Raw genomic sequence first — 12455 nt, 5'->3', positions numbered from 1 at the left:
CCGGAGCCCGCTTTCATGAATCCGCATCCTGTCGCCCTGTGGCATCAGCTCGTCGCGCAGCGCCAGTTCGCGCTGCTGGACGAATTTCTGGCCGAAGACGTGGCCTTTGTCTCGCCGGTGGTCCACAAGCCGCAGCAGGGCAAGGCGCTCACCAAGCTGTATCTGCACGCCGCGTTTGCGGTGCTGTTCAACGATTCGTTCCGTTATGTACGCGAGATCGTCGGCGAGCAGGACGCGATGCTGGAATTCACCACGACCATCGATGGTGTGCAGATCAACGGCGTCGACATCCTGCACTGGAATGCCGAGCAGCGCGTCGTGGAGTTCAAGGTGATGCTGCGCCCGCTCAAAGCCATCCAGCTGGTGCAGGAACGCATGGCCGCAATGCTGCAGCAGCACAAGCCGCAGACGTAGGGCGGCTTAGGCGCGATGGCGCCGTAACCCGCCATGGCTTTGCTGCTGCTTGCGACGTTTGTCTCTCGATCTATTGGCTCTTTCGACCGCCCTTCGGCGGCGGCGAGAAGCTCCCCCGCAGTTCGCTTCACGCTTTTCCTTGCTTGTGCAAAGAAAACGGCTCTGGCGCCCGCTGCGCGGGTGCCTGCGCTGTGCAAGGTGCTCGGGGCCGTTGCGGACACGCCATCCCTGGCGTGACCGCAACTGAGCCGCCCTTGCCAAGCGGCTCTCCCCTGCGCTCGCCGCACAGCCCAGCGCCAGAGACGGGGGCCCCAAACTCAAAAGCTACAGCGCAGCGACGCTCCGCGCCCGAAGCCGCTGTTGCTGTTGTCGTGGCTTTGCTTTTAACCCCCTTTGCCTCGCACCGAGCAGCGTAGCGAGCGCAGTGGGAGAGCCGAACAGGAAGTTCGGCTCAGTTGCAGCCGCGCCAGGGATGGCGCGTCTGCAACGGCCCCGAGCACGCGGGGCGGGGTTGGCTGCCGGCGCCGCGTCAGCGGCGACGGATGCGAGGCGTAGGGCGTGCTTTCTCTTGGGTACTTCTCTTTGCACGAGCAAAGAGAAGTACCTCGGGCGCCGAAGGCGAACGAAACCAAGGCGAGATTGGGAACAACGCGAAAACACAGCAGAAAAGCCCTGGCGGGTTACGGCGCTATCGCGCCTAACCCGCCCTACGGATCACGGATCACGGATCACGAAAAAGCACGCGCGCTCAGCTCAGCACGCGTACCGCCTTGGCCGCTGCCGAGGCGCGGTTGGCGACACCCAGCTTCAGGAAGATCTGCTCCAGATGCTTGTTCACCGTGCGCGGACTGATGCCGAGAATCTCGCTCATGTCACGGTTGGACTTGCCGCGGCTGATCCACAGCAAGACCTCGGCCTCGCGCGCCGTGAGCGAGAACTGCTGCTGCAGGATCTGCGTCTGCTGCGCCAGCGCCTGCTCACGATCCGCCACCGTCTCGGTGATGCGATAGAGATACTCATCGGCGCCCGTGGAGCTGACGAAGGAAAACTCCAGACGCTGCCCCGGCAGCTCCAGCACCACCGGCACACTGGCATCGCGACGCAAACGCAGCAGCTGCTCGGCAAGCGCCGCCGGGAAACGCAGCCGCCCCTGCTGCGCGTCCGGCGCCAGCACCGCGCTCAGCAGCTGCTCGGCGCGTGGCGTGCACCAGCGCAGCTGGCCTTGTGCATCGGTGGACAGCAGGAAGCGGCCGGTGGCGTCCAGCGCCAGACGCGAAGCCTGTGCCGCGCGGGCATTGGCCAGATGCACGCGGATGCGCGCCAGCAGCTCATCGACCACGATGGGCTTGGTCACATAATCCACGCCGCCGGCGGACAAGCCCCGCAGCACATGCTCGGTATCGGACAGCCCGGTCATGAAAATCACCGGCACCTGCGAGACCTGCGGCAGACGCTTCATGCGCCGGCAGGTTTCGAAACCATCCAGGCCCGGCATCACGCCATCCATCAGCACCAGATCCGGCGTCACCTGCTCCACCAGACTCAGCGCGCTCTCGCCATCCACCGCCACCAGCACGGTCACGCCGGCCGCATCGAGCGTGTCGGTGAGAAAGCTCAAGGTATCTGGCGTGTCGTCCACCACCAGCACGATGTCGCGGCGCTCGGACTCAGCCATCGGGCATCACCTTGTCGAGCACCGCCAGATAAGTCTTCAGATCGAAACGGCTGACCAGGCTGCGCAAGCGCATCACCAGCGCGCGGCTGTCGGGATCGGCGCTTTCCAGCTCGCGCAGCTTGGCCTCGATGGCGCGCACATGGCCGATGCGACCCAGCTGGCGCAGCTCCTTGAGGAACTGCTGTGCCTGCGCCGACAGCGGCGCCTCGTCCTCGCCGCCCTGCGCCTCGCTGCCGGCCGCCGGCGCCTCGTAGCGCCATTGCAGACGCAGCAGGCCGCCGATGCGCTCGATCAGGTATTCCAGATCGATGGGCTTCATCACGAAGGCATCGTGCGGCACGCCGGCCTCGCCGCCGGCGTGATAGTCATGGGCATTGGCCGAGGCCATCAGGATCTTGAGATTCGCAGGGCCTTGCGCGCGCAGGCCCTGCGCCACCTCCCAGCCGTTCATGCCGGGCATGGCGATGTCGAGCATCACCAGATCCGGCTTTTCCTGCGCCGCGATGCGCAGCGCCGTGGCGCCCTCGCTGGCGCGCAGGATGCGAAAGCCCAGGGGCTTCAACATCGCCTCGGCCAGATCCAGATGCACGGGATCATCGTCCACCATCAGCACGCTGCGGGTTTCACCTTCGTAACCCAGCACGCGACGGCGCTGCTGGTGCTGTGCGTCCGGCGGCACGGCCTGCGACAGCAGCATGCGCACGATGAAGGTACTGCCCACGCCCGGCTGACTGCGCAAGAGGATTTCGCCGCCCATGATCTGCACCAGCACCTTGGTGATGGTCAGGCCCAGACCGGCGCCGGGCAGATTGCGCGCACCGGGCATGCCGCCGCGTTCGAAGGGTTTGAAAATCTGCTCGTGGTCTTCGTTGCGGATGCCGATGCCGGTGTCGGTGATCTCGAACTCGGCGATCTGGCTGTTGGGATAGCGCACGGTGAGCCCGGTGCATCCGGCGCTGGTGAACTTCACGGCATTGGACAGCAGGTTGATCAGAATCTGCCGCAGGCGTTTCTGATCGGCGTTGACGTAAGCCGGCAGGTGCTCGGGACGCTTGTAGTCGAAGCCGATGCCCTTGGCCGCGGCCTGCACGCGGAACATGTCCGCGATCTGATCGAGAAACTCCGGGAACGCGACCTTGTCGCGGCTCAGGCGGAACACGCCGCTTTCGATCTTGGAGATGTCGAGCAGCCCTTCAACGAGGTTCGACAGATGCTCGGCGCTGCGGCGGATCACGCGCACCGCGTTCTCCGGCGGATTCTTGGGCTCGCGTTCCAGCAGCTGCGCATAGCCGAAGATGGCATTGAGCGGCGAGCGGATTTCATGACTGATGCCGACCACGTAGCGGCTCTTGGCCTCGTTGGCGCTTTCCGCCGCTTCCTTGGCCTTCTGCAGCGCCGCGTCCGTGCGTTGATGCGCCTCGATCTCGTCCATCAGCATCGTGGTCTGGCGCGTGGATTCCAGCTGCGCGGCATTGCGCGATTCATGCGCCAGCACCAGCAGCCAGCAGGCCAGGCCCGAGAGCACGAACAGCGCCAGATACACCACCCACAGCGTGGTGCCGATCACCTGCCGGTGTGCCGGCTCCATGCCGCTGTACTGGAAGTACACCACCGCCAGCAGCAGGCCGATCACCGCGTTGAACAGCAGCAGGATGCCGAGAAAATGGCCGACGCTGGAGTCGATATAAGGCTTGAGCGTTTTCGGCAGCAGGCGGCTGAGCAGCGCGGTGATCTGCTGGCCGAAGCGGCTGTTCTCCTTGCACAGATCCTGGCAGCGCGCCTCCAGGGTGCAGCACAGCGAGCAGATCGGTCCCGAGTAGGCCGGGCACAGTGCCATGTCGCGACGCTCGAAATGGTTTTCGCAGATCACGCAGCGGATTTCGGCGGCGGTCTCGGGCAGATCGGAAGGCTGGCGTGCGAGGTAGTAGCGACCCTTCGTGGCCCAGGCGATCAGCGGCGCGGCACAGAAGGCCACCGCCAGGCCGATGAAGGGCGAGAGCGCGGCGGCCAGCGGACCCAGCAGGCCCATGAAGGCCAGGGTGGAGATCAGCACCGAGATCGCCATGCTGCCGACGCCCACCGGATTGATGTCGTACAGATGCGCGCGCTTGAATTCGATGAAGGACGGGCTCCAGCCCACGCGCTTGTTGATCACCAGGTCGGCGGTCAGCGCGCCGATCCAGGCCACCGCGAAATTGGCGTACAGCACCAGGATGTTTTCGATCAGGCGCAGGATGCCGATTTCCATCAGCAGCAGCGCCAGCAGCACATTGAACACCAGCCAGACCACGCGGCCGGGATGCGCGTGCGTCAGCCGCGAGAAGAAATTGGACCAGGCGATGGAGCCGGCGTAGGCATTGGTGACATTGATCTTGAGCTGGCAGGTGATCACGAACAGACCGGTCAGCGCCAGCGCAAAGCCCGGCGAATGGACGATCCTGTTGAACACCACATAGAACATTTCCGTGGGCTGCGCGGCCAGCTCGGGCGTCGCGCCGTTGCGCAGCGCCAGGAAGGCGAGAAAGGAACCGACCGCCAGCTTGAAGCCGCCCATGAACACCCAGCCCGGCCCGGCGGTGAGCATGGCCAGCCACCAGCCGCTGCGGCTGACACGGCTGCGCTCCGGCAGAAAGCGCAGGTAATCGGCCTGCTCGCCGATCTGCGGCAGCAGGGCCAGCAAGGTGGAGCCGGCGGCGGCGAGCAGCGGCAGTTGCAGCCCGGCGCCGCCCTGTTCGCCGCCGAAGTGGGTCCAGGCCCGCACTTCCTCGCCGCCATACATCGCCACATAGATCAGCGGCGCCAGCTGCAGCAGCAGCCAGATCGGCTGCGTGAGCATCTGCAGGCGCCCGATCAGGCGGATGCCGTACAGCGCGATGGGAATCACCACCAGGGCACTGATCAGATGCGCGATGGACAGCGGAATGCCGAAGGCGATGTTGAGCGCCGCCGACATGATGCTGGCCTCGATCGCGAACAGCAGGAAGGTGAAGGAGGCATAGACCAGCGAGGTGATGGTCGAGCCCATGTAGCCGAAGCCGGCGCCGCGCGTGAGCAGATCGATGTCCAGACCGTAGCGCGCCGCGTAGCGGATGATGGGCAGGCCGACGAAGAACATCAGCGTGCACACCGCGACGATCGCCAGCATGGCATTGGCGTAGCCGTACTTGAGCGTCAGCCCGCCGCCGATGGCCTCGCAGGCCAGAAACGAGATTGCGCCCAGCGCGGTATTGCCGACCCAGAACGAAGACCATTTGCGCGCGCGATCCGCCGTGTAGCGCAGCGCATAGTCTTCCAGGGTCTGCGTGGCCACCCATTTGTTGTACTGGCGGCGTTCGCGCACGATGCGCTGGCGCTGATGCGGCGCGCGCGCCGGCATCGGCCGCGCAGGCGCGGCCTTCAGCTGGCTGAGCTTTACCGCGTCGGACATCGCATTGCTGTGGTCAAAGCCGCCCCCTCTCCCCTGCCCCTCTCCCGCGAGGGGAGAGGGGAACCGTGTCGTTTCGCTCTGAAACTTTCAATCCCGATCCGGCTAATGCCCCTCGCCCCACCGAGATAGGAACCATGATGTTTCACCTTGAAACTCTCAGTCCCTATCCAGCCAAAGCCCCTCGCCCCTCGCGGGAGAGGGGTTGGGGAGAGGGGGAGCGGCTAGCTCACACCGTCTGCGGCAGCGCGCGGAGTTCCAGGCCGCCCGCTTCGATGATGAAGCGCGCGATCTCGTGCAGGCCGCGATTCTGCTTGAGATTGCTGAAAATGAAAGGCCGCGCGCCGCGCATGCGTCGGGCGTCGCGGTCCATGACTTCCAGCGAGGCGCCGACCAGGGGCGCCAGATCGATCTTGTTGATCACCAGCAGATCGGAGCGCGTGATGCCGGGGCCGCCCTTGCGCGGAATCTTGTCGCCGGCGGACACGTCGATCACATAGATGGTGATATCGGCCAGCTCCGGCGAGAAGGTGGCGGAGAGATTGTCGCCGCCGCTCTCGATGAACAGCAACTCCAGCGAGGGGAAGCGCTCGATCATCGCGTCCACTGCCGCGAGATTGATGCTGGCGTCCTCGCGGATCGCGGTATGCGGGCAGCCGCCGGTTTCCACGCCCATGATGCGCTCCGGCACCAGGGCGCCGGCGCGGGTCAGGAATTCGGCATCTTCCTTGGTATAGATGTCATTGGTGATGGCGGCCACGTCATAGTGCTCGCGGAACAGCTTGCACAGACGCTCGGTGAGCGCGGTCTTGCCGGAGCCCACCGGACCACCGATGCCGACGCGCAGCGGGCCATGCCAGGTGCCGGCGCTGGTGCCGTCGTCAGGGGAAAGCATCGTCAGATTCATGAGCGGAACAACCTCGTGTACTGGGTTTCATGTTTCATGGAGCAAAGTTCGAGCCGGGGTGCGGCGCTGCCCAGATCCTCCAGGGCGCAGCCTGGCGCGGCCCGCGCCACGTCTTCCACCACCGCCGCCAGCGCCGCCGTGGCGCGCTGTCCGTCAGTCTGCCCGAGCGGCACCAGGCGCACGCCGGCGGACACCAGATTGGCGGCAAAGCCATGCAGGTAGGCACTCAGTGCCGGCGCCAGGGCGATGCCGTGCGCGGCGCAGGCCAGGGCCATGACCACGGCATGCGCACGCGGCTGTCCCTGGCTGCGCTGCGCATAGGCGTCCAGCAGCGGATGCGGCCAGGCAGCGCGCGTGACCTGCAGGAACGAGGCGCCCTGCTGCTGGCTTTCCAGCGCGGTCTCGGCGCTGCCGCGAAACGCGCCGGCGAGTTCGGCGATCTCGTCGAAGGCCTGCGGTTCATGCGCGACGCGCCAGGCCTGACAGAACAGCACCGCATCGATCCAGGCACCGCCGCGACGCAGCGCGGCTTCGATGTAGGCGACCAGGGTTTTGACATCGCGCACGTTGCCTTCTTCGATGGCCCATTCCAGGCCATGGCTGTAGCTGAAGGCGCCGATGGGATAGGACGGGGAGGTCCAGGCGAGCAGGCGGTAGAGCGTGGCCTCGTTGAGCGCGCTCATGCAAAGCCTCCTGCGCGCTGTTCGCCGCACAAGCTGCAGGGCGGGTTAGACGCGATAGCGCCGTAACCCGCCATAGCTTTGCCGTTCTGCGCTTTGCGCTGCGCTTGATCTATTGGCTTCTTCCACCGCCCTTCGGCGGCGGAGTCCGCGAAGCCTCCCCCGTAGGTCGCTTCGCTCTTTGCTTGTGCAAAGAGTAGTACCTCGGGCGCCGAAGGGCGCACGAAACCAAGGCCAGATCGAGCAACACCCCAAGCAGCGACAGCAAAGCCCTGGCGGGTTACGGCGCTCACGCGCCTCACCCGCCCTACGGTGTTGGTGGCGGCGATGCGCACCGCGCTCAATGTCCCTGCCTGCTGGTGAACACATAGGCATGCGCACGCTCGCCGCCTTCGCGGCCATGGCCGTGCGCATAAGCGCCCGATTCCGGCGTGAACGGCGCGAATACCGGCCGCACCACCGCCCCCAGGCCTTCCAGCATCGCCGCAATCACATGATCTTCACGGATCAGGATGCGATCCGCCGCCAGCTGTGCCGGCAAGTGCCGGTTGCCGATATGCCAGGCCAGGCGCACCAGCGCTTCGGCGCTGCCGGCGCGCACTTCCAGCAAGGCTTCCGGCGCGGCGGCGATCTGAATCACGCGGCCGTCGTCGAGCTTCAGGCCATCGCCTTCCTGCAACACCGTCACCCGTGGCAGGTCCAGCAGGAACTGCGTGCCGCCCTCGGCCACGTAGCGGAAACGGCGACGATGCCGCTCGTCATAGTCGAGCGTCAGACGATCACAGGCCAAGGCCGGATTCCAGCTGCCGGCCACCAGGACTTCCGAGGCACTGAGCATGACGAGGCCTCAGAACAGGAAGTAACGCTGCGCCATCGGCAGCACCGCCGCCGGTTCACAGCGCAGCAGCTCGCCGTCGGCGCGCACTTCATAGGTTTCGGGATCGACTTCGATATGCGGCATCGCGTCGTTGAGAATCATGCTGCGCTTGGAAATGCCGCCGCGCGTGTTGCGCACCGCCGCCAGCGGCCGCGCCAGACCCAGCTTCGCGGCATTGCCGCTGCTGATGAAGGCATTGCTGACGAACAGCAGCGAGCTTTGCACGCCGGCGCGACCCAGGGCGCCGAACATGGGCCGGTAATGCACCGGCTGCGGCGTGGGAATGCTGGCATTGGGATCACCCATGGGCGCGGCGGCGATGCTGCCGCTCTTGAGCACCATGTCCGGCTTCACACCGAAGAAGGCCGGCGACCACAGCACCAGATCGGCCAGCTTGCCCGGCTCCACCGAGCCCACGTACTCGCTGATGCCGTGGGCGATGGCAGGATTGATGGTGTACTTGGCGATGTAGCGGCGCACACGCAGATTGTCGGCATTGCCATCACCGGACAGCGTGCCGCGCTGCAGTTTCATCTTGTGCGCGGTCTGCCAGCAGCGGATCACGGTTTCGCCGACGCGGCCCATGGCCTGGCTGTCGCTGCTCATCATCGAGAACGCACCCAGGTCATGCAGGATGTCCTCGGCGGCGATGGTTTCCTTGCGGATGCGGCTCTCGGCAAAGGCCACGTCCTCCGCGATCTTCGGGTCCAGGTGATGGCAGACCATCAGCATGTCCAGATGCTCGTCCAGCGTGTTGACCGTGTACGGCCGCGTGGGATTGGTGCTGGACGGCAGCACATTGGCCAGCCCGGCGACGCGGATGATGTCCGGCGCATGACCGCCGCCGGCACCTTCGGTGTGGAAGGCGTGGATGGTGCGGCCCTTGAACGCGGCAATGGTGCTTTCCACGAAGCCGGATTCATTGAGCGTGTCGGTGTGCAGCGTGGCCTGCACGTCCAGCGCATCGCAGACCGACAGGCAGCAGTCGATGGCTGCGGGCGTGGTGCCCCAGTCTTCGTGCAGCTTCAGGCCGCAGGCGCCGGCCAGCACCATTTCCTCCAGGGCCTGCGGCTGGCTCGCATTGCCCTTGCCGAACAGACCCAGATTCATCGGCAGGCTTTCCGCCGCCAGCAGCATGCGCGACAGATGCCAGGGGCCGGGCGTGCAGGTGGTGGCGAGCGTGCCATGCGCGGGGCCGGTGCCGCCGCCGAGCATGGTGGTGACGCCGGCATTGAGCGCCTCCTCCACCTGCTGCGGACAGATGAAGTGGATATGCGTGTCGATGCCGCCGGCGGTGACGATGCGGCCCTCGCCGGCAATCACCTCGGTGCCCGGACCGATGATGATGTCCACGCCCGGCTGCACGTCGGGATTGCCGGCCTTGCCGATCTTCTCGATGCGGCCGTCGCGCAAGCCGATGTCGGCCTTGACGATGCCCCAGTGATCGATGATCACGGCATTGGTGATGACGGTGTCCACCGCGCCCTGCGCGCGCGAGCGCTGGCTCTGGCCCATGCCGTCGCGGATCACCTTGCCGCCGCCGAACTTCACTTCCTCGCCGTACACCGTGTAGTCGCGCTCGATGCGCACGAACAGCTCGGTGTCGGCGAGACGGATGCGATCCCCCGTGGTGGGGCCATACATGCCGGCATAGGCGCGGCGGCTGATCGAATGGCTCATAGCGGCCCCATCAGCTCGGCGCGGAAACCGATGACCACGCGCGCGCCCACGTAAGGCACCAGGCGCACCTCACGGGTCTGGCCGGGCTCGAAGCGGATCGCGGTGCCGGACGGGATGTCCAGGCGCATGCCGCGCGCACTCGCGCGATCGAAGCTCAGCGCGGGATTCACTTCAAAAAAATGGTAGTGGCTGCCGACCTGCACCGGACGGTCGCCGGTGTTGGCCACGGGCAGGCTGATGGCGGCGCGATCGGCATTGAGCACGATCTCGCCTTCTTCGGTGAGCACTTCGCCGGGAATCATGGGCGCCTCGCCTCTCTTAGCGGATGGGTTGATGCACCGTGACCAGCTTGGTGCCGTCGGGGAAGGTGGCCTCGACCTGGATCTCGTGAATCATCTCGGCGATGCCTTCCATCACCTGCGCGCGGCTGATCACCTGCGCGCCCTCCTGCATCAGCTGCGCCACGCTCTTGCCGTCGCGCGCGCCCTCCACCACCGTGTCGGTGATCAGGGCCACGGCTTCCGGATGATTGAGCTTGACGCCGCGCTCCAGGCGGCGGCGCGCCACCATGGCGGCCAGTGCCACCAGCAGCTTGTCTTTTTCACGCGGCGTGAGGTTCATGCGGTCTCTCGAAAATGGGGCTTAGCAATACCAGACGCGCGGCAGCTGCGCGGCCAGACCAGCAGCCTGCGCGCGCAGCTGCGCCACCGCCTGCATCAGTGCCGCGCGCAGCGCCTGCGCATCGGCGGCCAGCAGGCGCAGCAGCAGCAGCTCGCCGATCAGGCTCACCGCCGCCGGCAGCTGCAAACCCGCCGCCAGCTCGCGCAGGCCCTCGCGATGCTCGGCGGCATCCGGGCCGGTGTAAATCAGCGTCGCGCAGCTGGCGGCGCCGTCAAAGCCGAAGGGCAGATCCCGCTGCGTCCGCAGCGCGCCCTGCAGGTGCATCGCATCGGCCCAGATCAGCCGCCCGCCGCGACGGATGCGCCAGGCGTCATGCAGCAGGCCTTCGCTGCAGTCCTCGCCCATCGCCGTACGCCCGAACACCACGCTCTCCACCGCCAGCAGCCGCGCATCCGGCGCCAGCTCCGCCGTGAATGAGCGCCGCAAGCGCGCGCGGTTGAAGAGGATGGTTTCCTGCGCCAGATACTCGGCCCAGGCCTGCGCGCCGACACTGAGACGGACGTCGATGCGGGTGTCGTCTTCTTCCGGCACAGCACGATAGAGCTTCTCCGCCGCCTGCGTGCCGATGGTGGCGGCGGCGCCATCGCCCACCTGCAGATCCAGACGCAGGCGATCACCACCGGTGAGTCCGCCGCTGGTGGTCAGCAGCACCGCCTGCGGCGGCTCGCCGCGCTCGACTTCGGGAAACAGGATGCGACAGGGCGCGCGCTGGTATAGATCGGCGAGTCGCGTGACCCCGTCCGCGTCGCGGCGAAAGCACAGGCGTGCCGCGCCATCCACGCGCTGGGCTCGTCCAGCGGCATGAGCGCCGGCAACGCCGCCCAGGCCTGGCCCGGCAGCAGGACAACTGGCATCAGGTGTCGGCAATCCCATGATCGGTTTTGAGCAAGGCCCATGCCGCCATCATCGGCAGGGCAGGGCGTGGGCGGACATACGTCAAATGCCCCATTGCCGATCATAAGCGCCCCGCAACGGCGATGGCGAGAACGGCTCTACGTCAAATGACGCATACCCAAGCCGATGCGCTACGCCTAGCCTCGGTTGCGCGTTCGCGCCCTGCGCGACCGGACTACACGCAATCAATCATGCATATAGGGAAATCACGATGAACAGGATCAACAAGCTGACGCGCTGGGCATCAGCGCTGATGGCGGTGGGCGCGGTGGGCGCCATGCCGGTCGCCCACGCCGAAATCGAGATCGGGAAGGGCCTCAGTGTCACCGGCTTTCTCGACATGTCGTACTCGTCGGTCAAGCCGGACGGCGGCTCCAGCTCGAAGAGCGCCGGTATCGATCAGTTCGAAACCGACTTCCTGTATGCCGGTTCGGGGGGCGTATCCGCCGAGGTTGACGTCGAATACGCCGGGGCCGGTAAAGATCCGGTTTATGGCGACAACGTCACCTTCGTCGAGCAAGCTTTCGTCACCAAGGCCATCACCGATGCCTTCAGCGTGAAGGTCGGCCGCTTTCTGAGCTACAGCGGCTGGGAAGCCGAAGAGCCCACCGGCCTGTTCCAGTACAGCGGCACCGGCTATGCCAAGTATTTCTATGGCTACTACCAGAACGGCGTGTCGGCTGCCTACAAGGGTGGCAAGTTCGCGGTCATGGGCTCCGCCGTCACCAGCGCCTTCAATCCGAAGGACCGCAATGAGATCAAGACGGCCCCCGACAAGAACGACAAGATGGGCTACGAGGGTGGTCTGGCGGTGATGCCGATCGAAGGCCTGACGGCGAAAGCGTTCTACATCACCGATGGCGACAGCGACACCGACATCATCAACACCTGGGTGTCCTACGCAGTCGCAGGCTTCACCTTCGCGGGTGAATACAACAACGTCAACTACGGCTCCAGTGCAGCCAATGCCGATGGTGATGGCGACGGCTACCTGCTGATGGCCAACTACGCCACCGGCCCTTACGGCATCACGCTGCGTTACCACGACTTCGAGATCAAGGATTCCGCTGGCGCCACGGTCGATGATGGCAGCGCCTTCACCATCTCGCCCAGCTACAAGGTCGGCGACAACTGGCTGATCGTCGGCGAGTACCGCATGGACAAGTCCGACACCAACGGTGATTCGAACTCGTACGCGCTCGAAGCCCTGTTCACCTTCTGAG

The 12455-nt window shown here is 65.8% G+C and carries 11 protein-coding genes; 2 read left to right on the top strand and 9 right to left on the bottom strand.

The features are described from left to right. The first annotated feature begins 15 nt into the window (after nt 1-15). Nucleotides 16-414 carry a nuclear transport factor 2 family protein gene (locus tag BMY12_RS14485; protein ID WP_093287832.1) on the top strand — a complete coding sequence of 133 codons (399 nt, stop codon included), beginning with the start codon at nt 16-18 and terminating at the stop codon, nt 412-414. 748 nt (nt 415-1162) lie between these two features. On the opposite strand, the gene BMY12_RS14480 is transcribed toward BMY12_RS14485, so the two are convergent. From BMY12_RS14480 to BMY12_RS14440, 9 genes are all read right to left on the bottom strand, one after another. Next, complete coding sequence (locus BMY12_RS14480) at nt 1163-2089, bottom strand: response regulator transcription factor (RefSeq protein WP_093287677.1); 927 nt, start codon at nt 2087-2089, stop codon at nt 1163-1165. Next, a complete protein-coding gene (locus BMY12_RS14475) occupies nt 2082-5465 on the bottom strand; it encodes an ATP-binding protein (protein WP_093287829.1) in 3384 nt (1127 codons plus the stop codon). The genes BMY12_RS14480 and BMY12_RS14475 overlap by 8 nt, the downstream gene beginning before the upstream one ends. Before the next feature lie 277 nt (nt 5466-5742). Next, nucleotides 5743-6420, bottom strand: coding sequence for an urease accessory protein UreG (gene ureG, locus BMY12_RS14470; protein ID WP_093287674.1), 678 nt, complete (start codon nt 6418-6420; stop codon nt 5743-5745). Next, nucleotides 6417-7103, bottom strand: coding sequence for an urease accessory protein UreF (locus BMY12_RS14465; protein ID WP_093287672.1), 687 nt, complete (start codon nt 7101-7103; stop codon nt 6417-6419). Before BMY12_RS14465 ends, ureG begins: the two co-directional genes overlap by 4 nt. A gap of 337 nt (nt 7104-7440) precedes the next feature. After that, nucleotides 7441-7938, bottom strand: a complete 498-nt coding sequence (locus BMY12_RS14460) for an urease accessory protein UreE (protein WP_093287669.1) — start codon at nt 7936-7938, stop codon at nt 7441-7443. A gap of 9 nt (nt 7939-7947) precedes the next feature. Next, nucleotides 7948-9657 (bottom strand): urease subunit alpha, encoded by a 1710-nt coding sequence (gene ureC, locus BMY12_RS14455; protein ID WP_093287667.1) that lies wholly within the window; start codon nt 9655-9657, stop codon nt 7948-7950. Next, a complete protein-coding gene (locus tag BMY12_RS14450) occupies nt 9654-9959 on the bottom strand; it encodes an urease subunit beta (RefSeq protein ID WP_093287664.1) in 306 nt (101 codons plus the stop codon). Before BMY12_RS14450 ends, ureC begins: the two co-directional genes overlap by 4 nt. Nucleotides 9960-9975: 16 nt before the next feature. Then, nucleotides 9976-10278 carry an urease subunit gamma gene (locus tag BMY12_RS14445; RefSeq protein WP_093287661.1) on the bottom strand — a complete coding sequence of 101 codons (303 nt, stop codon included), beginning with the start codon at nt 10276-10278 and terminating at the stop codon, nt 9976-9978. 21 nt (nt 10279-10299) lie between these two features. Further along, nucleotides 10300-11118 (bottom strand): urease accessory protein UreD, encoded by an 819-nt coding sequence (locus tag BMY12_RS14440; protein WP_245732531.1) that lies wholly within the window; start codon nt 11116-11118, stop codon nt 10300-10302. Between the two features lie 325 nt (nt 11119-11443). Between BMY12_RS14440 and BMY12_RS14435 the strand changes: the two genes are divergently transcribed. After that, nucleotides 11444-12454 carry a porin gene (locus BMY12_RS14435; protein WP_093287655.1) on the top strand — a complete coding sequence of 337 codons (1011 nt, stop codon included), beginning with the start codon at nt 11444-11446 and terminating at the stop codon, nt 12452-12454. Nucleotide 12455 lies beyond the last annotated feature (1 nt).

Source organism: Solimonas aquatica (assembly GCF_900111015.1).
Taxonomy (GTDB): Bacteria; Pseudomonadota; Gammaproteobacteria; order Nevskiales; family Nevskiaceae; genus Solimonas; species Solimonas aquatica.
This window is presented reverse-complemented; position numbering and strand designations above follow the sequence as displayed.

Bases quoted from the DNA above. Each gene is read 5' to 3' on its own strand.
- BMY12_RS14485 (WP_093287832.1), top strand. From the start codon at position 16: ATGAATCCGCATCCTGTCGCCCTGTGGCATCAGCTCGTCGCGCAGCGC.
- BMY12_RS14480 (WP_093287677.1), bottom strand. From the start codon at position 2,089: ATGGCTGAGTCCGAGCGCCGCGACATCGTGCTGGTGGTGGACGACACG.
- BMY12_RS14475 (WP_093287829.1), bottom strand. From the start codon at position 5,465: ATGCCGGCGCGCGCGCCGCATCAGCGCCAGCGCATCGTGCGCGAACGC.
- ureG (WP_093287674.1), bottom strand. From the start codon at position 6,420: ATGAATCTGACGATGCTTTCCCCTGACGACGGCACCAGCGCCGGCACC.
- BMY12_RS14465 (WP_093287672.1), bottom strand. From the start codon at position 7,103: ATGAGCGCGCTCAACGAGGCCACGCTCTACCGCCTGCTCGCCTGGACC.
- BMY12_RS14460 (WP_093287669.1), bottom strand. From the start codon at position 7,938: ATGCTCAGTGCCTCGGAAGTCCTGGTGGCCGGCAGCTGGAATCCGGCC.
- ureC (WP_093287667.1), bottom strand. From the start codon at position 9,657: ATGAGCCATTCGATCAGCCGCCGCGCCTATGCCGGCATGTATGGCCCC.
- BMY12_RS14450 (WP_093287664.1), bottom strand. From the start codon at position 9,959: ATGATTCCCGGCGAAGTGCTCACCGAAGAAGGCGAGATCGTGCTCAAT.
- BMY12_RS14445 (WP_093287661.1), bottom strand. From the start codon at position 10,278: ATGAACCTCACGCCGCGTGAAAAAGACAAGCTGCTGGTGGCACTGGCC.
- BMY12_RS14435 (WP_093287655.1), top strand. From the start codon at position 11,444: ATGAACAGGATCAACAAGCTGACGCGCTGGGCATCAGCGCTGATGGCG.